The organism is Streptomyces sp. NPDC005374, from assembly GCF_042872225.1.
In the GTDB taxonomy this organism is placed as follows: Bacteria; Actinomycetota; Actinomycetes; order Streptomycetales; family Streptomycetaceae; genus Streptomyces.
The window spans coordinates 44,433-66,983 of record NZ_JBIAKA010000020.1; the positions used below are offsets into that span (position 1 = coordinate 44,433).

Here is a 22,551-nt window from a genome sequence, read left to right on the forward strand (position 1 = left end):
TACGCCTCAGTCCCTGATCGGCACGTGGAGAGCCTCCGCCGGGAACATACCCAGCCGGTGTGCCACCGCCGCGGCCTCTCCTCTGCCGGAGACACCGAGCTTGGCGAGGATGTTCGAGACATGGACGCTGGCCGTCTTCGGGGAGATGAACAGTTCCTCGGCGATCTGACGGTTGGTACGGCCGAGGGCGACCAGGCGCAGTACGTCGCGTTCGCGGCCGGTGAGGCCGAGCGAGCGGACCGGGTCGTTCAGGTCAGGTGCCGGGGTCGCGGTCAGGGCGAGGCGGGCGCGCTGGGCGAGGAGCGTGACGGCGTCGGCCAGGGGCCGGGCGCCGAGGTGGTCGGCGACGGCGTGGGCGAGGCGCAGGAGTTCGGTGGCCCGGTCGCGGTCGCACTGCTCGGCACCGCCGGGCGCCGACAGCAGCGCCTGGGCGAGCCGATGGCGGACACGGGCGAGGTCGTAGGGGCGTTCCACGAGCTCGAAGGCGGTGACGACCTCGTACCAGTGGTCCGGGGTGTCGGCGTTCTCGGCGCGCAGCAGTTCGGCGCGGACCCAGCGCTCGTGGGCCAGCCAGACGGGCGCGTTGGTGGTGAGGGGCCTGGCGGCCTCCCGGATGCGGTCGAGGATCTTCGCGCGGCCCTGTTCGGCGACGGACAGGCCGACGGCGTCGGCCTCCATGGTGGCGGCGGTGAGCAGCAGGGGCCAGGCGTAGCGCTGGGTGCCGGGTGGAAAGCCGGAGTCCAGGACGCGTTCGAGTTCGGCGCGGGCGTCAAGGAGGCGGCCCTCGCCGGCGGCGATGCCGATGGCCAGTTCGGTCAGGGGGAGTTCATGCTGGGGGGTTCTGTCATGGGTACCGAAGTAGCCGCGTGCCGCGGCGAGTTGGCGTGCCGCCTCGGTGAGGTCGCCGCGTGCAAGGGCGAGTGCGGCGCGGTTGCCGGCGTGGAAGCCGCGGGGCTGGGCGCTGCGGCCGACGAGTTCGGCCCTGGTGGCGGATTCGGCGGCCCGGTCCCAGCGGCCCAGGGAGTAGAGGGACTCGGCGAGGTTGCCCCAGATCCAGGCCTCCTTGTCGGACAGGCCGAACTTCCGGGCGTAGTCGAGTCCTTCCTCCAGAATCGGCACGGCTTCCCGGGAGCGCCCGATGGCTTCGAGGGCGTTCGGCAGATTCACGTAGACACGGCTGGCGACGGCGGAGATGTCGTCCTCGACTGTCTGCCGCAGGATCTCGAACATCTCGGCGAGCCCGGTCTCGACGCCACCGGACTCGACGATGAGGCTCGCGTGGGTGAGCCGGGCGTTCATCTCGATCTCGCGCGCGCCGACCATGCGCGCGTACTCCACGGCGCTTTCGGCGGCCGTGATGGCCTCGGGGCCGGGGACGTGAACCATGGACCAGTGGGCGACGTTCGCCAGGACATCGGCGTGCACCACGGAGGGCGGCAGGCCGCGGACGAGGTCCTCGGCGGTGGCCAGTTCGGCCCAGCCGTCGCCGCGGGTCAGGGCCTGGACGAGATGGGAGCGCTGAACCCAGAACCAGGCGGCGCGCAAGGGGTCACCGTCGTCCTCCAGGTGATGCAGCGCCCGCTTGGTGATCATCAGGGCGCGTTCGCGTTCGCCTCCCAGTCGCCCGGCGACGGCGGCCTCGGCCATCAGGTCGAGGTAGCGCAGCGGGGTGGTGGCCGGGTCGCAGCCGCAGGGAGGGTAGACCTCGGTGTAGTCGACGGGGCGCAGGGCGGCGCGGTCGTCCTCGGGGGTGGTGTCCCAGAGCTCCATCGCGCGTTCCAGGAGCCGCAGTTGTTCGGCGTAGGCGTGCCGGCGGCGGGCGGTGACGGAGGCGTCCAGGACGGCGGGGAGGGCCTTGGCAGGGTCGTGGGCGTGGTACCAGTAGCTGGCCAGTCGGGTGACCCGTTCGTCGGCGGGGACGAGGGTGGGGTCGGCCTCCAGGGCCTCGGCGTAGCGGCGGTTGAGGCGGGAGCGTTCGCCGGGCAGCAGGTCGTCGGCGACGGCCTCGCGGACCAGGGAGTGCCGGAAGCGGTAGCCGTCGCCTTCGGGTGCCGGGAGGAGGATGTTGGCGTTCACGGCGGCCCGCAGCGCCTCGATGAGATCGTCCTCGGCGAGCCCGGTGACCGCGGCGAGCAGCCGGTACTCCACGGTGGAGCCGCCCTCGGCGACGATCCGGGCGACCCGCTGGGTGCGTTCGGGCAGGCCCTCGACGCGGACCAGGAGCAGATCGCGCAGGGAGTCGGTGAGGCCGGTGCCGCAGCCCTCGGTGGCGCAGACGGCGAGTTCCTCGACGAAGAAGGCGTTGCCGTCGGAGCGTTCGAAGATGTCGTCGACCTGGGCGGGGTTCGGTTCGGTGGCGAGGATCCCGGCTATCTGACGGCTCACCTCGTCCCGGTTGAAGCGGCCGAGTTCGATCCGGCGGACCGTGCGCAGCCGGTCGAGTTCGGCGAGCAGGGGGCGCAGCGGGTGGCGGCGGTGTATGTCGTCGGCGCGGTAGGTGGCGAGGACGACCAGGCGGCCGGTGCGCAGGGTGCGGAAGAGGTAGGCGAGGAGGTGGCGGGTGGAGGCGTCGGCCCAGTGGAGGTCCTCCAGGGCGACGACGACGGTCCGCTCGGCGGAGACGCGCTCCAGGAGGCGTGCGGTGAGTTCGAAGAGGCGGGCCAGGCTCTCCTCGTCGTGCCGGCCGGTGCCGCGGACGGAGAGCGCCTCACCGACCTCGGGCAGCAGCCGGGCCAGTTCCTCCTCCTGGCCCGCGGCGGCGTCGGCCAGTTCGGCGGGCAGGGCGCGGCGCAGGGCGCGCAGGGCGGTGGAGAAGGGGGCGAAAGGCAGTCCGTCGGCGCCGATCTCGACGCAGCCGCCGAGGGCGACGACCGCGCCCTGCAGGCAGGCGGCGGTGGCGAACTCCTCGACGAGCCGGGTCTTGCCGACACCGGCCTCACCGCCGAGCAGCAACGCCTGCGGCTCGCCCGCGGCGGCACGGGCGAGCGCTTCGTTCAGGCTGTTCAGTTCTTCGGTGCGGCCGACGAACACGGGACTGACGGACCTGGTCTCCACAGGGCCGAGCATGGCACGCGGGTTGGACAGTGCGGCACTCGTTTTCGGCGTGGGTCCGGTTTCCCGGGAGGCCCCGGTTGCCGGGAGGACGGCCGCGGGGACGGGCAGAGCCGTACGGCCGTCCTCCCTCCCCCCGCTGCTCACGCCGTGCGGAGGAACCGGTGCCGTCGGGGGCCGCCGGTATGTGAATCGGTCTCCGCGGTGCGTTCCGCGGCTTCGCGGCGAGCGGCGCGACGGCCGCGCAGGGTCTCGCGGACGAGCCGCTCGTGCTCGGCCCGGCGGATGAGTTCGGCGGATCGGTACTGGGAGATCTCGTATGCGGGATACATGGCGTCGTCCTTGTCGGAGTCGGTTTCTGGCTTCGCTTTCTGCGATGCCTCTACCTTCGTCTCCGAGGGGGGTCCGCCACATCGGGAGAGTTCCGCATCTTCGGGGGCCGGAGGGGCCTTAGACGCGAGGGAGGGGCCTCAGGAGCTCCGTAAGGTACCTACGAAGTTCCTGAGGCCCCTCGGGACCTGCGACGATTCACACGGAAGGCAGATCCAGCAGGAAGCCGGTGTACTTGAGGACGGCCAGGAGCAGTCCGATGACACCGAGTGCGACACCGCCCCAGGCGACGGACTTGATCCAGACGGCCTGCGGTTTGCCGGGGGCGCCGAAGGCCGGCCGGACCAGGACCGCGACACCCACGATCAGCGCGATCAGCGCGAAGACACCGGCCCACAGCGCGGTGGCCTTCCAGGCGTCGCCGTAGCCCTCGTCGAGGAGCTTGGAGACGTCGGAGGACGTCGCGGTCTGCGCGTGCAGCTGGCCGATGAGCGACTGCCGCGCGGAGGCCACGGTGCCCACCCAGCTGCCGCTGAGCGAGACGAGACCGAGCGCGGCGGAGACGACGGCACCCGCGCCCTGGCCGACGCCGGCGGGGCTCTCCTCCTGGGCGGCCTCGAACAGCTCTGCCTCGTTCTCGTCGTCGATCTCGTCGGCGGCGGTGTCGTCGGCCGAGGTGTCCTCGGCCTCCGTCACCTCGTCGGCCTTGGTGACGCTCACCTTCTCCTCGTCGGTCGTGGCCTCGGCGCCCGTCTCGGCGCCGGTCTCGTCAGCTGTCTTCGTTCCCATGTCGGGCACCGTACGGATCCTGTCTGAGAGGGTTCTTAATGATCGTTCTGGACGGCACGCGTGCGTGCTTCACGCCACTCGGGGGCGAGAATCGACCACACCTCGAGGTCGTGCCGTACGCCACGATAGGGGTGCGCCTCCCGGTGGACCCCGTCGCGGGTCATTCCCAGGCGCCGGGCGACGTTCAGGCTGGCCTCGTTCCCGGCGGCGGCGACCCACTCGATACGGTGCATACCGCGCTGCTCGACGGCGTGGTCGAGGAGGACCCGCATCGCGCGGGTGACCAGGCCGCGCCCGGTGCCGGCGGGCTCCAGCCAGCAGCCGACCTCGCAGTTGCCCTTCTCGGCGCTGAAGTTCAGGAACAGCACGCCGCCCACGAGCTTGCCCTCCAGCCACAGCCCGTGCAGGGAGGCGGTGTCGGCGGCGCGCAGGTCGGCGTAGCGCTGGAGCATGGCGCGGGCGGAGTCGACGTCCGTCTCGTGGGAGCCGAAGCTGATGAACCGCCCGATGAACTCCCTGCCCCGCTCCAGATGCGCGAAGAACTCCTCCGCGTGCCACGGCTCCAGCGGACGCAGTTCGGCGTCGTCACCCAGGGATATCGCGTACATCCTCGTCCCGCTCCCTCTCCATCTGCTCCATGACGTCCTGCTCCACGACGCCAGTGAGCCTCTCATGCGCTGCGCGGCACTCGGGAGGTTCGATGCTGATGCGGGGCATCCGGCTCTCCAGCCAGCCCGGCAGCCACCAGTTGGCGCCGCCGAGGAGGTGCATGAGGGCGGGGACCAGCAAGGTGCGCAGGACGAAGGCGTCGAGGGCGACGGCGGCGGCGAGCGCGATGCCGAACATGGCGATCACGCGGTCGCCGCTGAGGACGAAGGCGAGGAAGACGGAGATCATGATGACGGCGGCGGAGTTGATCACCCGGCTGGTCTCGGCGAGGCCGACGCGGACGGCCCGCCGGTTGTCGCCGGTCTCGAGCCACTCCTCGTACATCCGGCTGACCAGGAAGACCTGGTAGTCCATGGAGAGCCCGAAGAGGACCGAGACCATGATCACGGGCAGGAAGGGTTCGATGGGCCCGGCCCGGCCCAGCCCCAGCAGTTCACTGCCCCAGCCCCACTGGAAGATCGCCACGACGACTCCGAAGGCGGCGGCGACGGCGGCGACGTTCATGACCGCGGCCTTCAGCGGGATGCCGACGGAGCGGAAGGCGAGCAGGAGCAGCAGACAGCCGAGGCTGATGACGACGCCCACGAACAGGGGCAGTTTGCCGACGATGACGTCCGCGAAGTCGTCGTAGGACGCCGTCATCCCGCCGACGTGGATGTCGAGGGTGGTGCCGGTCTCGGCGCGTGGCAGGACCTCGGTGCGCAGCCGGTCGACGAGGTCGCTGGTCTGCCGGGACTGCGGTGCCGACTCGGGGACGATCGTGAAGTACGCGATGTCGCCGCCGGTGTCGTAGGTGACCGGGGTGGTGGAGGCGATGCCCTCGGTGGTGCGGATGGTGGCGTCGAGGTTGTCGAGGAGGAGCTTGTCCTCGGCGCCGTCGACACGAGTCACCAGCGTGAGCGGCCCGTTGACGCCGGGTCCGAAGCCCTCCGCGAGGAGGTCGTAGGCCTGCCGGGTGGTCGAGGAGCTCGGGTCGTTGCCCTGGTCGGAGGTGCCGAGGCGCAGGCCCAGGGTGGGCAGCGCCAGGACGGCGATGACCACCAGGGCGATCCCGCCGAGCAGTTTGGGGTGCCGTTCGACGAAGGCCGACCAGCGGTGGGCGAACCCGGTGGGCAGTTCGGGCTCGGGTCCGTGCTCGGTGAGGCGGCGCCGTTCCCGGCGGCTCAGGGCGCGCATCCCGATGAGGGAGAGCAGGGCAGGCAGCAGGGTCACGGAGGCCGCGACCGTGAGGACGACCGTGAGGGAGGCGGCGATCGCGACGCCGTTGAGGAAGCCGAGCCGGAGGATCAGCATCCCGAGCAGCGCGATGCACACGGTGGCGCCAGCGAAGACGACCGCGCGCCCGGTGGTGGTGACGGCGTTCTCGATGGACTCGGCGACGCTCAGACCGCGTTTCAGGCCGCGTCGGTGGCGGGTGACGATGAAGAGCGCGTAGTCGATGCCGACGCCGAGCCCGATCAGCATGCCGAGCATCGGCGCGAAGTCGGCGACGGTCATGGCGTGCCCGAGGAGCGCGATCCCGGCGTACGCGGTGCCCACACCGACCAGGGCGGTGGCGATGGGCAGCAGGGAGGCGGCGAGCGAGCCGAAGGCGAGGAACAGCACAAGGGCGGCGACGAGCACTCCGACGACCTCGGCGAGGTGTCCGCCAGAGGACTCGGTGAGGGCGACTGCGCTGCCGCCGAGCTCCACCTGGAGCCCGTCGGCCTCGGCGTCCTTGGCGGTGTCCACCAGGGCCCGCGCCTCGGAGGCGTCGACGTCCTCGGCGGAGTGGGCGAAGGTGACGGTGGCGTACGCGGTGTGCCCGTCGCCGCTGATCCGGCCCGCCCCGGCGGAGTCGTACGGGCTGACCACGGCGGCCACTCCGGGCAGGTCCGTGATCCGGTCCAGGGTCGCGGTCATCGTCTGCTCGACGTCGGCGTCCCGGACCGAGCCCGAGGTCACGTGCCACACGACGGTGTCGGTGTCCCCGCCGAGGTCCGGGAAGCCCTGCTGGAGCAGTTCGGTCGCGCTGCCGGACTCGGTGCCCGGGACCTCGTAGTCGTTGGAGTACGCGGAGCCGGTGAGCGCGGCGGCGGTGCTCACTGTGCCGAGGGCGAGGAGCCACAGGAGAACGACGACGAGCCGTCGTCGGACACACCAGCGCGCGAGGGCTGCCACGAAGCTGCTCCCAGGGAGAATTGTGGATCTTTGACCGGGAACAGCCCGCAAAGAACGTATGAGCAATGCGTGAACCACTCTTGCAGGCGGAAATGATCGTTGATGTCGTTCGTGCGCTTATTCACAAGAGTGGGAGCCAGATCACAGGACAGTAACGGTCACTCTGTCATGTCAGTCGAACTGGTCGCCCAGCGCCATCACCATCACGCCCGCGATCAGCAGCCACAGAGCTCTGCGGGTACGCCCGCGGGAGCCCAGGACCGCCGCGAGCGCGCACACGGCGGCGCCGAAGCCGTAGGCGGCCGGGACCAGGGCGGGGGCGGAACCGCTCAGCCGGAGCGCCGACGCGGCAAGGCCCGCGAGGGCCAGCAGGGCGCCGGTGCCGGACGCCGTCCAGCGGGCCCGCCGGGCATCCAGCACCTGGTCGTCGTACTCCTCCTGTATGCCGGAGGTATCGGAATTCCCAGGACCGTTCATGGCGGGCGAGCGTAGCGTGTCCAGCTGAGAATCCACGGGCCCGTCCGCCCCCGGCTGAAGCAGGTGCGTTGTTTGAGCGTCCGACCGAGCTCCTCCGTATCCCTTTCCGTTTCTCAGGACTCAAGGAGCCCGTTCACCGATGCCAGACGACATCACCTCGAGGATCTCGAATGAGGACCTCACCCGGCGGCTGACCCGTGCCGAGTACCCGCGCAGCAACAGCTACGACGCCCGCTGGGTCATCGAGAACCAGATGGGCCCGAACGCGCTGTGGCTGCTGGAGTGGCTCGCGCCCGCCCTGGGCCTGGACACCCTGCGCCCCGGCGCCCGCGTGCTCGACCTGGGCTGCGGCCGGGCGATGACCTCGGTCTTCCTGGCCAGGGAGTACGACGTCCAGGTCACCGCGGCCGACCTGTGGGTCAAACCCGACGAGAACGCGCGGCGCATCGCCGAGGCCGGTTTCGCCGACCGGGTGCTGCCCGTGCACGCCGAGGCACATGACCTGCCGTTCGCTGAGGGCAGTTTCGACGCGATCGTGAGCATCGACGCGTACCAGTACTTCGGTACGAACGACCTCTATCTGCCCACGCTGACCCGGCTGTTGAAGCCGGGCGGGCGGATCGGGATCGTCGTGCCCGCGCTGCGGGAGGAGCCGGAGGGCGAGGAACCGCCCGAGCATCTCCGGCAGTGGTGGCAGCCCGACTTCTGGTGCTTCCACTGCGCCGACTGGTGGCGGCGGCACTGGACCCGCGGCGGGGCCGTCGAGGTCGAGGCGGCCGACTGGCAGCCGGACGGCTGGCGGGACTGGCTGCTGTGGTGCGATGTGGTCGCCGAGGAGAGCCCGGAGGAGTTCCACCGCACCATGGCCCGGGACGTCGGCGAGATGGTCCGCGCAGACGAGGGGCGGGCACTGGGTTTCGTACGGCTCGTAGGACGCCGTCCGTGAACTGACATGACCGAGGGGGCCTCATCGGTACGACGACGAGGCCCCCTCGGTCCAGTGCTCAGCCTTCGCTGACGCCCAGCTTCTCCAGGATCAGTTCCTTGACGCGGGCGGCGTCGGCCTGACCACGGGTCGCCTTCATGACCGCGCCGACCAGGGCGCCGGCCGCGGCCACCTTCCCGGAGCGGATCTTGTCGGCGATGCCCGGGTTGCCGGCGATGGCCTCGTCGACGGCGGTGCCCAGGGCGCCCTCGTCGGACACGACCTTCAGACCGCGCTTGTCGACGACCTCGTCCGGGGTGCCTTCGCCCGCGAGGACGCCTTCGATGACCTGGCGGGCCAGCTTGTCGTTCAGGTCACCCTTGGAGACCAGCTCGGTGACCCGGGCGACCTGCTCCGGCGTGATGGCCAGCTCGTCCAGCGCCTTGCCGGACTCGTTGGCGCTGCGGGCGAGTTCACCCATCCACCACTTGCGGGCGGAGGCCGCGTCGGCACCGGCGTCGATCGTGGCGACGATCAGGTCCAGCGCACCGGCGTTCAGGATCGCCTGCATGTCGAGGGCCGTGATGCCCCACTCCGCGACAAGGCGGTTGCGGCGGACCAGCGGCAGCTCCGGCAGCCCGGCACGGATCTCCTCGACCCACTCGCGGGAGGGGGCCACCGGCACCAGGTCCGGCTCGGGGAAGTACCGGTAGTCCTCGGCCTCCTCCTTCACGCGGCCCGAGGTCGTCGACCCGGTGTCCTCGTGGAAGTGCCGGGTCTCCTGGATGATCGTGCCGCCGGAGTTCAGTACGGCCGCGTGCCGCTGGATCTCGAAACGGGCCGCGCGCTCCACGGACCGCAGCGAGTTGACGTTCTTCGTCTCGGAACGCGTGCCGAACTTCTCGCGGCCGTGCGGGCGCAGCGACAGGTTCACGTCGCAGCGCATCTGCCCCATCTCCATGCGCGCTTCCGAGACGCCGAGCGCCTTGATGAGCTCGCGCAGCTCGGCGACGTACGCCTTCGCGACCTCGGGAGCGCGCTCGCCCGCACCCTCGATCGGCTTGGTGACGATCTCGATGAGCGGGATGCCGGCCCGGTTGTAGTCGAGCAGCGAGTGCGAGGCGCCGTGGATACGGCCCGTCGCGCCGCCCACGTGGGTCGACTTGCCGGTGTCCTCCTCCATGTGGGCGCGCTCGATCTCCACACGGAAGGTCTCGCCGTCCTCCAGCTGGACGTCGAGGTAGCCGTTGAAGGCGATCGGCTCGTCGTACTGGGAGGTCTGGAAGTTCTTCGGCATGTCCGGATAGAAGTAGTTCTTCCGGGCGAAGCGGCACCACTCGGCGATCTCGCAGTTCAGCGCGAGACCGATCTTGACGGCCGACTCGATGCCGATCGCGTTGACGACCGGGAGCGCGCCGGGCAGGCCGAGGCAGGTGGGACAGGTCTGCGTGTTGGCGTCCTGACCGAGCTCGGTCGAACAGCCGCAGAACATCTTGGTCTTGGTGCCGAGTTCGACATGGACCTCAAGGCCCATGACAGGGTCGTACGACGCGAGAGCGTCCTCGTACGACTCCAGGTCGGTCGTGGTGGTCACGGTGGAAGTTCCCTCTCAGCCCAGCAGGACGTCGTCGTCGCCCAGCCGCTTCAGCTCGCGGTACAGGACGGCGAGGCCGGTGACGACGGCGACGGCGGCCACGGTCGCGTCGATCAGGACCAACGTGTCGCTCTCGGCGCGCGCCTTCTTGAGCCGCTTGGCGACACCGATGGCGCCGAACGCCGTGGTGGCGATGGACAGGTACGTGCCGGACTTGGACTTCTTGAAGTCCTTCGCCTTGGTCAGCTTGCTCACAGCGACGGTGCCTCCTCGAGGAGCGGGTGCCCCCACTTTTCCACGAAGGCGGCCTCGACAGCGGCGCCGACCTTGTAGAGACGGTCGTCCTTCAGTGCCGGGGCGATGATCTGGAGGCCGACGGGGAGGTTGTCCTCCGGGGCCAGACCGCACGGCAGGGACATGGCGGAGTTGCCCGCGAGGTTGGTCGGGATGGTGCACAGGTCCGCGAGGTACATCGCCATCGGGTCGTCGGCGCGCTCGCCGATCGGGAAGGCGGTGGTCGGGGTCGTCGGGGAGACGATCACGTCGACCTGCTCGAACGCCTTCTCGAAATCCCGGGTGATGAGCGTGCGGACCTTCTGCGCGCTGCCGTAGTACGCGTCGTAGTAGCCGCTCGACAGGGCGTACGTGCCGAGCATGATGCGGCGCTTGACCTCGGGGCCGAAGCCGGCCGCGCGGGTGATCGACGTGACCTCCTCGGCGGAGTGCGTGCCGTCGTCGCCGGTCCGCCGGCCGTAGCGCAGGCCGTCGAAGCGGGCGAGGTTGGAGGAGCACTCGGAGGGCGCGATCAGGTAGTACGCCGAGAGGGCCAGGTCGAAGGACGGGCAGTCCAGCTCGACGATCTCGGCGCCCAGCTCCTTGAGGAGGGCGACGGACTCGTCGAAGCGCTGGATGACACCGGCCTGGTAGCCCTCGCCGCGGAACTGCTTGACCACGCCGACGCGCATGCCCGCGACGCTGCCGTTGCGGGCGGCCTCGACGACCGGCGGGACCGGGGCGACGATGGACGTGGAGTCGAGCGGGTCGTGTCCGGCGATGGCCTCGTGGAGGAGGGCCGCGTCCAGGACCGTACGGGCGCAGGGGCCGCCCTGGTCGAGGGAGGACGAGAAGGCGACCATGCCGAACCGGGACACCGCCCCGTACGTCGGCTTGACGCCCACCGTGCCGGTGACGGCGGCCGGCTGGCGGATGGAACCGCCGGTGTCGGTGCCGATGGCGAGGGGCGCCATGTGCGCGGCCAGCGCCGCGGAGGAGCCGCCGCCGGAGCCGCCGGGGATCCTGGTGAGGTCCCAGGGGTTGCCGGTCGGGCCGTAGGCGCTGTTCTCGGTGGAGGACCCCATGGCGAACTCGTCCATGTTGGTCTTGCCGAGGATGACGACGTCGGCGGCCTTCAGCCGCTTGGTGACGGTCGCGTCGTACGGCGGAATCCAGCCCTCAAGGATCTTCGAGCCGACGGTCGTCGGGATGCCCTCGGTGGTGAAGATGTCCTTCAGCGCGAGCGGGACACCGGCGAGGGGGCCGAGCTTCTCGCCCCTGGCCCGCTTCTCGTCGACGGCGCGGGCCTGCGCGAGCGCGCCCTCGCGGTCGACGTGCAGGAAGGCGTGCACCTTCTCGTCGACGGCCTCGATACGGGCCAGGTGGGCCTCGGTGACCTGCACGGCCGTGAGCTCACCGGAAGCGATCTTCGCGGCGGTCTCGGCGGCGGTCAGCCTGATGATGGTGACGTTGTCCGTCATGGCGGTTAGTCCTCCCCCAGGATCTGCGGCACCTTGAAACGCTGCTGCTCCTGGGCCGGGGCGCCGGAGAGCGCCTGCTCGGGGGTGAGCGACGGACGGACCTCGTCCGCCCGCATGACGTTCGTCAGCGGAAGCGGGTGCGAGGTCGGCGGTACGTCTTGGTCGGCGACCTCACTGACGCGTGCGACCGCGCCGATGATGTCGTCCAGCTGTCCCGCGAAGTGCTCGAGCTCTTCGGGCTTCAGCTCCAGACGCGCCAGCCGTGCGAGGTGGGCGACCTCCTCGCGCGTGATGCCAGGCATGCAGCGATCCTCTGGGGTGAGTGCGTGTGGTGTGGAGCCAATCCTATGGCGCGGTTGCCTCTGGCTGTTAAACGGATTCCGGAGAGGGTGCCTGGACAGGTCGTTGGGCGGGCTGCGGGTCCGTCGTGGCTTGTCGCGCCCCGCGGCGGAGCCGCACATCGATACAGCCCCGCGCCCCTGAACACCACACGTGGGCTGGAATGCCTACTCCGCTGCCGGCAACGCTGCCCTTGGCCGCTGCCAGCCCCGCGACCCCCGCGCCAGCAGCCATGCCGTTGTCTCCTCGGGCGGCATCGCCGCCGCCACCAGCCAGCCCTGTACGGCGTCGCAGCCCATGTCGCGCAGGCGCTCCCATGTCTCGTCGTCCTCGACACCCTCCGCCACGACGAGGAGACCCAGGGAATGGGCGAGGTCGACCGTGCAGCGGACGATCTCCGCGTCCTCGGTGTCCACGGCCAGCTTGGCCACGAAGGAGCGGTCGATCTTCAGTTCGCTGACGGGGAGGCGGCGCAGGTGGACCAGGGAGGAGTAGCCGGTGCCGAAGTCGTCCAGGGACATCTTCACGCCGTGCGCGGTCAGTGCGGCGAGGGTGTCCGCCGCCCGCGAGGGGTCCTCCAGCAGGACGTGTTCGGTGATCTCGAGCTGGAGCGATCCCGCCGGGACTCCGTGCCGGGCCAGCCGGGCGGCGACCGAACCGGCGAATCCGGGGGTGTGGACGTCACGCGGGGAGACGTTGACGGCGACCGGGACGAACAGGCCCTGCGCCCGCCACTCGGCGACCTGCGCGAGCGCCGTGTCCAGGACGTACTCGGTGAGGTACGGCATCAGCCCCGAGGACTCGGCGATCGCGATGAACTCGTCCGGCGGAACCTTCCCGCGCTCCGGGTGCACCCAGCGCACCAGGGCCTCAAGACCGGCCACCTGCCCGTCGAAGCGGACCTTGGGCTGGTAGTGCAGCTGCACGTCGTGCGCGTCCAGGGCCCGGCGCAGATCGCCGAGCAGCCCGAGCCGGTCCGGGGTGTTGGAGTCCCGCTTGGACTCGTACACCTCTACGCCCGTACGGTCCCGCTTGGCCTGGTACATCGCCACGTCCGCCCGCCGCAGCAGTCCCTCGGCGTCGACCGCGTGGTCGGGGAAGACGGCGACCCCGGCACTGGCCTCCAGGACGAGGGTGAGCCCGTCGAGGTCGAGCGGGGAGCTGAGCGCGGCGACCAGGTTGCGGGCGACCCGGGTCGCGGAGGTCGTGGAGTCGGCGACCGGCAGTAACACGGCGAACTCGTCGCCGCCGAGCCTCGCCGCCTCCGCCCCGCGGGGCAGCGCGACCCGCAGCCGGTCGGCGATCTGGAGGAGCAGCCGGTCACCGGCGAGATGGCCCAGGGTGTCGTTGACCGAGCGGAAGCGGTCGAGGTCGATGAGCATCAGGGCGGACCGGGCGCCGATGCGCTCGGCGTCGTCCAGGGCGGTCCAGATGCGCTCCAGGAGCCACTGCCGGTTGGGCAGTCCGGTCAGCGGGTCGCGCAGCTGCTCCTCGGCCCGGGCGCGGGCCATCCACAGGGTGGAGTCGAGGGCGATGAGGGGGATCGCGAACAGCGGGAGCAGCAGGGGCTTGGCGGTGGCGACCACGCAGACCAGCGGGGCGATGCCGAGCAGCGCGACCGCGACGAGGCCCTGTCTGACCAGGGCGGTGCGGGCCATCGTGGGCAGGCCGGCGTGGCGCGAGGAGTGCAGGTACCAGCCGAGGACGCGGGTGACCGCGAGATAGGCGGCGGCGACCAGCACCACCTCGGGGCCGGTGTAGAAGGTCCAGCTGTCGGGGTTCCAGGGGGTCTCGACGGACGGCGACTGGCCGAACCCGGCGAGGACCAGGGCGCCGACGCCTATGCCGAGGATGTCCACGGCGCCGTGCAGGATGCCCTGCCGCCAGCGGTGGCGGCGGACCACGCCGACCAGCAGGACGACGGTGAGGCTGACCATGCCGGCGGGCACCCAGCCGTACAGCAGCAGGACGGCCAGGGTGAGGGCGGCGCCCGAGCCGGTGCCGCCCCACCAGCGGGCCCGGCCCAGGGCGACCAGGTGCCCCACGATGACGCCGGTCAGCACGGCCAGAGCCCAGCCGACGGTGCCGGACGGGAACAGCGCGTGGGTGCCGGTGAACGCCCGGTAGAAGCCCGCGCCGAGCACGAATCCGGCTGCCGCGACGACCGCCGTGGGCAGCGCGGGCCAGGACGGCTGCCGGTCGGGTTCGGAGCCCGGCAGGCCGGGGGCGTGGTCGGCGGTGAGCTGCGCGGTGCCCGGGCCACCGGCCGCGGTGTACGGCCCGGCGACGCGTCCCTCCGAGCCCCTGTGCTGTGGAGGCCGCGCGGTCCGCCGGCTCGCCCGCCATGCGCCGGTGAGCCGGCGCAGCCGTGAGTCCGGGGCGGCGCTATCGGTCGGTTCCATTCCCGTCCCTCTCACAGCCGGCGGTGCCCACGCCACGCGGCTCGTTCGCCCGACAAAACCCTCGACGGCGCCGCGTTGGAAAACCCGTCCCCTTGCTCATGAGGAGCAGGGGGATGCCCCGACCGCAGCTGGGCACGGCAGGCGCACATCTCAACAGTAGGCCGCAGAAGGCTTCCACGGGCAGCGGTCGCCGACGGTTGCCCGAATGCGCCCCGGCCACCCGTATGCATCTGGTATGCGCCGATCGGGTGGCCTTCAACCGCCGCTCCTCGCTACTCCTCCGTGGGAAGCGCCACTTCGGTGGCCGCCTCGGGGCCCTGTTCCAGCAGGACGTCGAAGCCGTCCTCGTTCAGAACGGGCACCTTGAGTTGCATCGCCTTGTCGTACTTCGAACCTGGATTGTCACCCACAACGACGAAAGACGTCTTCTTCGAAACAGAACCGGTCACTTTCGCCCCTCGGGATTGCAACGCCTCCTTGGCTCCGTCTCGGGTGAAGCGCTCCAGGGTGCCGGTGACGACGACGGTGAGCCCTTCGAGGGGACGCGGGCCCTCGTCCTCACCCGAGCCCTCCTCCTCCATGCGCACGCCCGCGGCCTTCCACTTGCGCAGGATCTCCTGGTGCCAGTCCTCGGTGAACCACTCCTTGAGGGACTTCGCGATGATCGGGCCGACGCCGTCGGTGTTCGCCAGCTCCTCCTCGCTCGCCTGCTCGATGCGGTCGATGGAGCGGAAGCCCCGCGCGAGCGCCTCGGCGGCGACCGGGCCGACATGGCGGATCGACAGGCCGGTCAGAACGCGGGCGAGCGGGCGCTCCTTGGCAGCGGCGATGTTCTCCAGCATGGCGACGGCGTTCTTCTTCGGCTCGCCCTGCTGGTTGGCGAAGACCGTGGCGATCTTCTCCTCGCCGGTCTTCGGGTCGCGCTTGGGCAGTCCGCTGTCCTGGTCGAGGACGTACGCCTTGATGGGCAGCAGCTGCTCGATGGTGAGGTCGAACAGGTCGCCCTCGTCGGTCAGCGGCGGCTGCTTCGGTTCCAGCGGCTTGGTGAGGGCGGCCGCGGCGACGTACCCGAAGTTCTCGATGTCGAGCGACTTGCGGCCCGCGAGATAGAACAGGCGCTCACGCAGCTGGGCGGGGCAGGTGCGGGCGTTGGGGCAGCGCAGGTCGACGTCGCCCTCCTTCATCGGCCGCAGCGCCGTACCGCACTCCGGGCACTCGCCCGGCATCACGAACTCGCGCTCGCTGCCGTCGCGCAGGTCGACGACCGGGCCGAGGATCTCGGGGATCACGTCACCGGCCTTGCGCAGCACGACGGTGTCGCCGATCAGGACACCCTTCAGCTTGACGACGTCCTGGTTGTGCAGGGTGGCGAACTCGACCTCCGAGCCGGCCACCGTCACCGGCTCGACCTGGGCGTACGGCGTGACCCGGCCCGTACGGCCCACGCCCACGCGGATGTTGATCAGCTTGGTGTTGACCTCCTCCGGCGCGTACTTGTACGCGATCGCCCAGCGCGGGGCGCGGGAGGTGGAGCCGAGGCGGCCCTGGAGCGGGATCTCGTCCAGCTTGACGACCGCACCGTCGATCTCGTGCTCCACGGAATGACGGTTCTCGCCGAAGTACGCGATGAACTCCCGTACGCCGTCGAGGTCGTCGACCACCTTGTTGTGCTTGGCGGTGGGCAGACCCCAGGACTTGAGGAGGTCGTAACCCTGGGAGAGACGGGTCATGCCGTCGAAGCCCTCCAGGGCGCCGATGCCGTGCACGACCATGTGGAGAGGGCGGGTGGCGGTGACGCGCGGGTCCTTCTGGCGCAGCGAACCGGCCGCCGCGTTGCGCGGGTTGGCGAAGGGCTTGTCGCCGGCCTCGACCAGGCGGGCGTTGAGCTCCTCGAACTTCTCCATCGGGAAGTAGACCTCGCCGCGGATCTCCACGAGGTCGGGAACCCTGTCGCCGGTCAGCCGGTCCGGGATCTCGGCGATCGTACGGACGTTGGGCGTGATGTCCTCGCCGGTGCGGCCGTCCCCCCGGGTCGCCGCGCGGGTGAGGCGGCCGTGTTCGTAGGTGAGGTTGACGGCGAGGCCGTCCACCTTGAGCTCGCACAGCAGGTGGTAGCCGGTGGTGCCGACGTCCTTGGCGACCCGCTCGGCCCAGGCTGCCAACTCCTCGTCGCTGAAGGCGTTGTCCAGGGAGAGCATGCGGGAGCGGTGCTGGACTGCCGTGAACTCCGTCTCGTACGCCCCCGCGACCTTCTGGGTCGGCGAGTCGGGGGTGCGCAGCTCGGGGTACTCGTCCTCGAGGGACTCCAGCGAGCGCAGGAGTTTGTCGAAGTCCGCGTCGCTGACGACCGGGGCGTCGTTCACGTAGTACCGGAAGCGGTGCTCCTCGATCTGCTCAGCGAGCTGCGCGTGCTTCTCCCGCGCCTCGGCGGGCACCGTCGTATCCGCTTGCTTGTCGCCGGCCACCGTATTGTCCTCCCGTTACTCTGGGTTGTCCGCGAGGGATCTCGCCGCCTGGACGCAGTGGGCGAGAGCCCTGCGCGCATACTCGGGGGAGGCCCCCGCGAGCCCGCACGACGGAGTGATCGTGACCGCCTCCGCGAGAAGTCCCGGATGCAGCCCCAGCCTGCGCCACAACGTCCTGACACCCATGACGCTACCGGCAGGGTCTGACAATGCCGTGTCCGTGCCGGGCACGACACCGGCGAAGAGCCGGGTACCGCTCTCCACCGCCTCGCCGATCACGTCGTCGTCACGCTCGGTGAGGAGTGAGAAGTCGAAGGAGACCGCCGCCGCGCCGGCCCTTCGCAGCAGGGCGAAGGGGACGTCCGGTGCGCACGAGTGGACCACGACGGGGCCGCCCGCGTGAACCCCGACGACATCGCGGAGGGTGGCCTCGACGAGTTGCCGGTCGACGGCCCGGTGGGTCCGGTACCCGCTCGCGGACTTGACCTGCCCCCTCAGTACGGCGATGAGGGAGGGCTCGTCGAGCTGGAGCACGATCTGTGCGCCGGGGACCCGCCTGCGGACCTCCTCCAGGTGCTGCCTCAGCCCTTCCGCGAGTGAGCCGGCCAGGTCCCGGCACGCGCCGGGGTCGGAGAGGGCGACCTCGCCGTTGCGCAGCTCCAGCGCGCCGGCCAGCGTCCAGGGCCCGACGGCCTGCACCTTCAGCTGCCCCTCGTACTCCTGCGTGTACTCCTCCAGTGCGTCCAGGTCCTCCCCGAGCCACGACCGTGCTCGCTTGGTGTCCCGCCCCGCCCGGTCCCCGAGCCGCCATCCACTGGGCTCCACGCGCGCGTACAGCTCGACGAGCATTCCGGCGGTACGGCCGATCATGTCGGCGCCGGGGCCCCGGGCGGGCAGTTCGGGGAGGAACGGGAAGTCCTCGAAGGAGCCGGTGGCGGTCTTGGCGGCCTCCCTGGCGTCACCGCCGGGGAGGGAGCCGATGCCGGTGGCGGGCGCGAAACTGAAGTCTGCGGTCACGTACGAAGCCTACGTAGGCGACGGCCGGAGGTTTTCGCCCCCGCCGCCCCTACCCGTCCCGTCCCTGGGGGCTGCGCCCCCAGACCCCCATCGGCCCTGAAGGGCCTCGTCCTCAAACGCCGGACGGGCTAAAAATAGCCCCTCCGGCGTTTGAGGAGCGGGGGTCCGGGGGCGGAGCCCCCGAAGGACGGGACGGGTAGGGGCGGCGGGGGCGAAAAAAGACCCGTCACCGACCCGGACGCACCGTCAGGTCATTGATCTCCGCGTCCCTCGGCAAGTCGATCGCCGTGAGGATCGCCGTCGCCACCGACTCCGGGTCGATCCACCGCGACGGGTCGTACTCCTTGCCCTCCTGCTGGTGGACCTTCGCCTGCATAGGGCTCGCGGTACGACCGGGATAGACCGAGGTGACGCGGACGCCGTTGGCGTGCTCCTCGTGACGCAGGGAGTCGGCCAGGGCCTTCAGCCCGTGTTTGGAGGCCGCGTAGGCGGACCACTCGGCGTTCGCGTTCAGACCGGCACCCGAGTTGACGAACACCACATGGCCCTTGGCCACCCGGAGTTGGGGCAGGAGATGGCGGGTCAGCTCGGCCGGCGAGATCAGGTTGACGTTCAACTGGTGACGCCAGGACTTCGGGGTCAGGTCACCCACCGGACCGAGATCGACCACGCCCGCGATGTGGAGCAGCGAGTCCACCCGGTCCGGCAGCGCCTGGTGCGAGAAGGCCCACGAGATCTTGTCGGGATCCGCGAGATCCGCGACCAGCGTCCTCGCCCCGGGGAACTCCGCGGCCAACTCCTTCGCGCGGCCCGCGTCACGCGCGTGCAGCACGAGTTCGTCCCCGCGCGCGTGCAGACGCCGGGCCACCGCCGCGCCGATGCCGGAGCCCGCTCCGGTGATCACATGTGTAGCCATGCCCGCCATGCTCGCATCACGGCGTCAGCGCGTACCGAGCGACTCCTCCAGGTACGCCAGCGCGCCCACCGGCTCCTCCGCGAAGAACACCAGGTCGGTGAGCGGACGGGGCAGGAAGCCCTCGTCCTCCATGCGGCGGAACTGTTCCTTCAGCCCGTCGTAGAAGCCCGCCGTGTTCAGCAGCACCACCGGCTTCTCGGTGTGCCCGTGCTTCTTCAGCTCCAGGATCTCGGTGGCCTCGTCGAGGGTGCCGGTGCCGCCCACCATGATCACCACGGCGTCGGCCTTCTCCAGGAGCAGCTTCTTGCGCTCGGCCAGAGAAGCGGCGATCACCATCTCGTCGACGCCCGGACGGACCTTGGCGGCGAGGAAGTCCACGGAGACCCCGACGAGCCGCCCGCCCGCCTCGTGCACGCCGTCCGCGACGACCTTCATCAGGCCCACGTCGGAACCGCCCCACACAAGGGTGTGCCCGCCCTTGCCCAGCAGCTTCGCGAACTCCCGCGCGGGGCGCGTGTAACGGTCGTCGAGGTCGGCGGCGGAGAGGAAGACGCAGATTCTCATGAGGCCACCGTACGGGGGAACAACCGGCGGCCCGCGAGCGCTTTTCCGGTATGGCCGAAGGACACACGATCACCATCGAGCAAGTCGACCGGCACGTGCGCGTGGTGCACGGCGACCAGATCCTGGCGGAGAGCGAACGACCGCTGATCCTCAGGGAGACGGGCTCTCCCGTGCGGTACTACCTCCCCGCCGAGGACGTACGCCTCGACCTGCTGACCCCCTCCGACACCCACACCTACTGCCCCTTCAAGGGCACCGCGTCCTACTGGTCCCTGCCGGACGCACCCGACCTGGTGTGGTTCTACCCCGAGCCGAAGCCCGCCGTCGCCGAGATCAAGGACCATCTCTGCTTCTACGAGGTCGAGGTCGATGCCGACGTGTCCTGACCGATGATTTCCCTGTCCTGCGGCAGTCTCCACAGGCATGGACAACAAGACCCTCTCGCGCGACGGCACACCGATCGCGTACGAACGCACCGGGCAGGGCCCGGCGGTCATCCTCGTCAGCGGCGCGATGTCCACGGGCGGCACTGTCGCGCCCCTGGCCGTGCCGCTGTCCGAGCGGTACAGCGTCCTGGTGTACGACCGCCGGGGCCGCGGTGGCAGCGGCGACACGGCCCCCTTCGAGGTGGCCCGTGAGGTCGACGACCTCGCCGCGCTCGTCGAGGCGGCGGGCGGCGAGGCCTGTCTGTGCGGTGTCTCGTCCGGTGGCGCGCTGGTTCTGGAGGCCGCGGCGAGCGGCCTGCCGGTCCGCCGGATCGCCGTGTACGAGACGCCGTTCGCCGACTTCCTGGACGGCGGCGCAGAGCAGAACGCCGAGTACACCGAGAAGTTGACGGCCGCGCTCGCCGAGGGCCGGCGCGGGGACGCGGTGGAGCTGTTCCTGCGGCTCACCGGCATGGGCGAGGACATGATCCAGGGCGCCCGCCACTCCCCCATGTGGTCCGGCATGGAGGCGGTCGCGCCGACGCTCGCCTACGACAACGCGGCGATGGCCGGCGGCCTGGTCCCCCGGGACCGGCTGGCCTCGATCACGGTCCCGGTGCTGGCGGTCGCGGGCGGCGCGAGTCCGGAGTGGATGCGCGAGGGGACCAGGGCGGTGGCCGAGGCGGTGCCGAACGGGTCGTACCGCGTCCTGGCCGGCCAGACCCACATGGTGGACCCGGCCGCCCTCGCACCGGTGCTGGCGGAGTTCTTCGCGGCCTGAGGCCCCGGCCACGCGCGCGGAGGGTTCAGGAGATCCCGGCCGTCGCGCGCGTGGTCGACGCGATCGTCGCCGAACCCACCACGCGCGTGCCGTCGTACAGCACGATCGCCTGGCCGGGGGCCACTCCGCGGACGGGCTCCGCGAACGACACCTGCAACTCGCCGTCCACCAGCTCTGCCGTGGCCTCGGTCTCGCCGCCGTGGGCGCGCAGCTGGGCGGTGTAGGTGCCGGGGCCGACGGGGGCCGTGCCGCACCAGCGGGGCTTGATGGCGCTCAGGGCTGTGACGTCCAGGGCGGCGGCCGGGCCGACCGTCACCGTGTTGTTCACCGGCGAGATGTCCAGGACGTAGCGCGGCTTCCCGTCGGCGGCCGGGGTGCCGATCCTGAGGCCCTTGCGCTGGCCGATCGTGAAGCCGTACGCGCCCTCGTGGGTGCCGACCTTCGCGCCCGCCTCGTCGACGATGTCGCCCTCCGCCTTCCCGAGGCGGGTGGCGAGGAAGCCCTGGGTGTCGCCGTCGGCGATGAAGCAGATGTCGTGGGAGTCGGGCTTCTTGGCGACCGCGAGGCCCCGGCGCTCGGCCTCGGCGCGGATCTCGTCCTTGGTGGTGACCGTGTCGCCGAGCGGGAACAGGGCGTGCGCCAGCTGCCTCTCGTCCAGGACGCCCAGGACGTACGACTGGTCCTTGGCCATGTCCGAGGCGCGGTGCAGCTCACGGGAGCCGTCCTCACCCACCAGAACCTGCGCGTAGTGACCCGTGCACACCGCGTCGAAGCCGAGCGCGAGCGCCTTGTCGAGCAGCGCGGCGAACTTGATCTTCTCGTTGCAGCGCAGGCAGGGGTTGGGCGTGCGGCCGGCCTCGTACTCGGCGACGAAGTCCTCGACGACGTCCTCGCGGAAGCGGTCGGCGAGGTCCCAGACGTAGAACGGGATGCCGATGACGTCGGCGGCGCGGCGGGCGTCGCGCGAGTCCTCGATGGTGCAACAGCCGCGCGCGCCGGTGCGGAACGACTGCGGGTTCGCGGAGAGGGCGAGGTGGACGCCGGTCACGTCATGGCCGGCTTCGGCGGCGCGGGCGGCGGCGACGGCGGAGTCCACCCCTCCGGACATGGCGGCGAGAACACGGAGAGGGCGCGGCGTGGTGTCAGTCATAACCCTTCAAGGGTACGGGGAGGCGGGAACCGAAGCCCACGAGTATCCGTTGGTGATCGTATGGGGGCGAAACAAGCATCCGAGGACGGCGACCGGCGTATCGGTCGCCGCGCTCTGCTGGTCGGCGGGACGGCGGCCGCCGTGGGCTCGGCCGTGCTGGCCCGGGACGAGCTGGCGCGGCTGTGGTGGCGGGCGCCGGGTGTGGAGAAGCCGCGGGTCGAGGGGGCGGTCGACTTCCGCGGCGCGCAGTGGGTGGCGGCGTCGGACGCGAACTGGCGACGCGCGGACCGGCCCGACGACTACGACGTGGACATGGTGATCATCCATGTCACCCAGGGCAGTTTCGACAGCGCGGTGAAGGTGTTCCGTGACCCGGGTCACGGCGCGGCCGCGCACTACATAGTCCGCAAGGACGGACACATCACCCAGATGATCCGCGAGCTGGACGTCGCCTACCACGCGGGCAACCGCGCCTACAACGAACGCAGTGTCGGCATCGAGCACGAGGGCTTCGTGGACCGGCCCGAGGATTTCACGGACGCGATGTACGAGGCCTCTGCGCGGCTCACGGCCCGGATATGCGCGCGGTACGGCATACCCGTCGACCGCGAGCACATCATCGGTCATGTGGAGGTGCCGGGGACGGACCACACCGATCCGGGCGAACACTGGGACTGGGACCGGTACATGGGGCTGGTGCGCAGGGCGCGGAGTGCCCCCGCCCAGGTATGAACTTCCGGCGC

General features: G+C 70.8%; 20 protein-coding genes. 4 read left to right on the plus strand and 16 right to left on the minus strand.

Going from position 1 to position 22,551, the window contains the following annotated elements:
* Window positions 1–6: 6 nt before the first annotated feature.
* From ACFYRX_RS38370 to ACFYRX_RS38395, 6 genes are all read right to left on the minus strand, one after another.
* On the minus strand, window positions 7–3,066 hold the full coding sequence (locus ACFYRX_RS38370) for an AAA family ATPase (protein WP_389110480.1): 3,060 nt from the start codon (window positions 3,064–3,066) through the stop codon (window positions 7–9).
* Between the two features lie 128 nt (window positions 3,067–3,194).
* Window positions 3,195–3,383 carry a hypothetical protein gene (locus ACFYRX_RS38375; RefSeq protein WP_389110482.1) on the minus strand — a complete coding sequence of 63 codons (189 nt, stop codon included), beginning with the start codon at window positions 3,381–3,383 and terminating at the stop codon, window positions 3,195–3,197.
* 196 nt (window positions 3,384–3,579) lie between these two features.
* Window positions 3,580–4,170, minus strand: a complete 591-nt coding sequence (locus ACFYRX_RS38380; RefSeq protein ID WP_389110485.1) for a hypothetical protein — start codon at window positions 4,168–4,170, stop codon at window positions 3,580–3,582.
* 35 nt (window positions 4,171–4,205) lie between these two features.
* Entirely contained in the window at window positions 4,206–4,778 is a 573-nt protein-coding gene (locus ACFYRX_RS38385; RefSeq protein WP_389110487.1) for a GNAT family N-acetyltransferase, read from the minus strand.
* On the minus strand, window positions 4,756–6,999 hold the full coding sequence (locus tag ACFYRX_RS38390) for an MMPL family transporter (RefSeq protein WP_389110490.1): 2,244 nt from the start codon (window positions 6,997–6,999) through the stop codon (window positions 4,756–4,758). Before ACFYRX_RS38390 ends, ACFYRX_RS38385 begins: the two co-directional genes overlap by 23 nt.
* A gap of 171 nt (window positions 7,000–7,170) precedes the next feature.
* A complete protein-coding gene (locus ACFYRX_RS38395; RefSeq protein WP_389110493.1) occupies window positions 7,171–7,476 on the minus strand; it encodes a hypothetical protein in 306 nt (101 codons plus the stop codon).
* Between the two features lie 139 nt (window positions 7,477–7,615).
* On the opposite strand from ACFYRX_RS38395, the gene ACFYRX_RS38400 reads away from it, so the two are divergent.
* Window positions 7,616–8,422, plus strand: coding sequence for an SAM-dependent methyltransferase (locus ACFYRX_RS38400; RefSeq protein ID WP_389110496.1), 807 nt, complete (start codon window positions 7,616–7,618; stop codon window positions 8,420–8,422).
* Window positions 8,423–8,480: 58 nt separating this feature from the next.
* Here the strand turns inward: ACFYRX_RS38400 and gatB are convergent, their stop codons facing one another.
* From gatB to ACFYRX_RS38445, 9 genes are all read right to left on the minus strand, one after another.
* Window positions 8,481–9,995: an Asp-tRNA(Asn)/Glu-tRNA(Gln) amidotransferase subunit GatB gene (gene gatB / locus ACFYRX_RS38405; RefSeq protein WP_389110499.1), complete on the minus strand. Its 1,515-nt coding sequence runs from the start codon at window positions 9,993–9,995 to the stop codon at window positions 8,481–8,483.
* Window positions 9,996–10,010: 15 nt separating this feature from the next.
* On the minus strand, window positions 10,011–10,250 hold the full coding sequence (locus ACFYRX_RS38410) for a hypothetical protein (protein ID WP_031051298.1): 240 nt from the start codon (window positions 10,248–10,250) through the stop codon (window positions 10,011–10,013).
* Entirely contained in the window at window positions 10,247–11,749 is a 1,503-nt protein-coding gene (gene gatA, locus ACFYRX_RS38415; RefSeq protein ID WP_389110503.1) for an Asp-tRNA(Asn)/Glu-tRNA(Gln) amidotransferase subunit GatA, read from the minus strand. Before gatA ends, ACFYRX_RS38410 begins: the two co-directional genes overlap by 4 nt.
* A gap of 5 nt (window positions 11,750–11,754) precedes the next feature.
* On the minus strand, window positions 11,755–12,051 hold the full coding sequence (gene gatC, locus ACFYRX_RS38420) for an Asp-tRNA(Asn)/Glu-tRNA(Gln) amidotransferase subunit GatC (protein ID WP_007384860.1): 297 nt from the start codon (window positions 12,049–12,051) through the stop codon (window positions 11,755–11,757).
* 204 nt (window positions 12,052–12,255) lie between these two features.
* On the minus strand, window positions 12,256–14,490 hold the full coding sequence (locus ACFYRX_RS38425) for a putative bifunctional diguanylate cyclase/phosphodiesterase (RefSeq protein ID WP_389110506.1): 2,235 nt from the start codon (window positions 14,488–14,490) through the stop codon (window positions 12,256–12,258).
* Between the two features lie 272 nt (window positions 14,491–14,762).
* On the minus strand, window positions 14,763–16,955 hold the full coding sequence (ligA, locus tag ACFYRX_RS38430; protein WP_389110508.1) for an NAD-dependent DNA ligase LigA: 2,193 nt from the start codon (window positions 16,953–16,955) through the stop codon (window positions 14,763–14,765).
* A gap of 15 nt (window positions 16,956–16,970) precedes the next feature.
* Window positions 16,971–17,972, minus strand: a complete 1,002-nt coding sequence (locus ACFYRX_RS38435) for a methionine synthase (protein WP_389110510.1) — start codon at window positions 17,970–17,972, stop codon at window positions 16,971–16,973.
* Window positions 17,973–18,198: 226 nt separating this feature from the next.
* Complete coding sequence (locus ACFYRX_RS38440) at window positions 18,199–18,897, minus strand: SDR family oxidoreductase (RefSeq protein WP_389110513.1); 699 nt, start codon at window positions 18,895–18,897, stop codon at window positions 18,199–18,201.
* Window positions 18,898–18,912: 15 nt separating this feature from the next.
* A complete protein-coding gene (locus ACFYRX_RS38445) occupies window positions 18,913–19,452 on the minus strand; it encodes a TIGR00730 family Rossman fold protein (protein WP_389110516.1) in 540 nt (179 codons plus the stop codon).
* A 50-nt stretch (window positions 19,453–19,502) separates the two neighbouring features.
* Between ACFYRX_RS38445 and ACFYRX_RS38450 the strand changes: the two genes are divergently transcribed.
* Window positions 19,503–19,838, plus strand: a complete 336-nt coding sequence (locus ACFYRX_RS38450; protein ID WP_389110519.1) for a DUF427 domain-containing protein — start codon at window positions 19,503–19,505, stop codon at window positions 19,836–19,838.
* Between the two features lie 37 nt (window positions 19,839–19,875).
* A complete protein-coding gene (locus ACFYRX_RS38455) occupies window positions 19,876–20,658 on the plus strand; it encodes an alpha/beta fold hydrolase (protein ID WP_389110522.1) in 783 nt (260 codons plus the stop codon).
* A 25-nt stretch (window positions 20,659–20,683) separates the two neighbouring features.
* Here ACFYRX_RS38455 and mnmA read toward each other — a convergent pair whose 3' ends face one another.
* The gene (mnmA, locus tag ACFYRX_RS38460) at window positions 20,684–21,808 is read right to left on the minus strand and encodes a tRNA 2-thiouridine(34) synthase MnmA (protein ID WP_389110525.1); all 1,125 of its coding nucleotides are present in this window, start codon (window positions 21,806–21,808) and stop codon (window positions 20,684–20,686) included.
* Window positions 21,809–21,868: 60 nt separating this feature from the next.
* Here mnmA and ACFYRX_RS38465 point away from each other — a divergent pair, with 60 nt between their 5' ends.
* Window positions 21,869–22,540 carry an N-acetylmuramoyl-L-alanine amidase gene (locus ACFYRX_RS38465; RefSeq protein ID WP_389110528.1) on the plus strand — a complete coding sequence of 224 codons (672 nt, stop codon included), beginning with the start codon at window positions 21,869–21,871 and terminating at the stop codon, window positions 22,538–22,540.
* The last annotated feature ends 11 nt before the right edge of the window (window positions 22,541–22,551 follow it).

Bases quoted from the DNA above. Each gene is read 5' to 3' on its own strand.
- ACFYRX_RS38370 (WP_389110480.1), bottom strand. From the start codon at position 3,066: ATGCTCGGCCCTGTGGAGACCAGGTCCGTCAGTCCCGTGTTCGTCGGC.
- ACFYRX_RS38375 (WP_389110482.1), bottom strand. From the start codon at position 3,383: ATGTATCCCGCATACGAGATCTCCCAGTACCGATCCGCCGAACTCATC.
- ACFYRX_RS38380 (WP_389110485.1), bottom strand. From the start codon at position 4,170: ATGGGAACGAAGACAGCTGACGAGACCGGCGCCGAGACGGGCGCCGAG.
- ACFYRX_RS38385 (WP_389110487.1), bottom strand. From the start codon at position 4,778: ATGTACGCGATATCCCTGGGTGACGACGCCGAACTGCGTCCGCTGGAG.
- ACFYRX_RS38395 (WP_389110493.1), bottom strand. From the start codon at position 7,476: ATGAACGGTCCTGGGAATTCCGATACCTCCGGCATACAGGAGGAGTAC.
- ACFYRX_RS38400 (WP_389110496.1), top strand. From the start codon at position 7,616: ATGCCAGACGACATCACCTCGAGGATCTCGAATGAGGACCTCACCCGG.
- gatA (WP_389110503.1), bottom strand. From the start codon at position 11,749: ATGACGGACAACGTCACCATCATCAGGCTGACCGCCGCCGAGACCGCC.
- gatC (WP_007384860.1), bottom strand. From the start codon at position 12,051: ATGCCTGGCATCACGCGCGAGGAGGTCGCCCACCTCGCACGGCTGGCG.
- ACFYRX_RS38425 (WP_389110506.1), bottom strand. From the start codon at position 14,490: ATGGAACCGACCGATAGCGCCGCCCCGGACTCACGGCTGCGCCGGCTC.
- ACFYRX_RS38440 (WP_389110513.1), bottom strand. From the start codon at position 18,897: ATGGCGGGCATGGCTACACATGTGATCACCGGAGCGGGCTCCGGCATC.
- ACFYRX_RS38445 (WP_389110516.1), bottom strand. From the start codon at position 19,452: ATGAGAATCTGCGTCTTCCTCTCCGCCGCCGACCTCGACGACCGTTAC.
- ACFYRX_RS38450 (WP_389110519.1), top strand. From the start codon at position 19,503: ATGGCCGAAGGACACACGATCACCATCGAGCAAGTCGACCGGCACGTG.
- ACFYRX_RS38455 (WP_389110522.1), top strand. From the start codon at position 19,876: ATGGACAACAAGACCCTCTCGCGCGACGGCACACCGATCGCGTACGAA.
- mnmA (WP_389110525.1), bottom strand. From the start codon at position 21,808: ATGACTGACACCACGCCGCGCCCTCTCCGTGTTCTCGCCGCCATGTCC.
- ACFYRX_RS38465 (WP_389110528.1), top strand. From the start codon at position 21,869: ATGGGGGCGAAACAAGCATCCGAGGACGGCGACCGGCGTATCGGTCGC.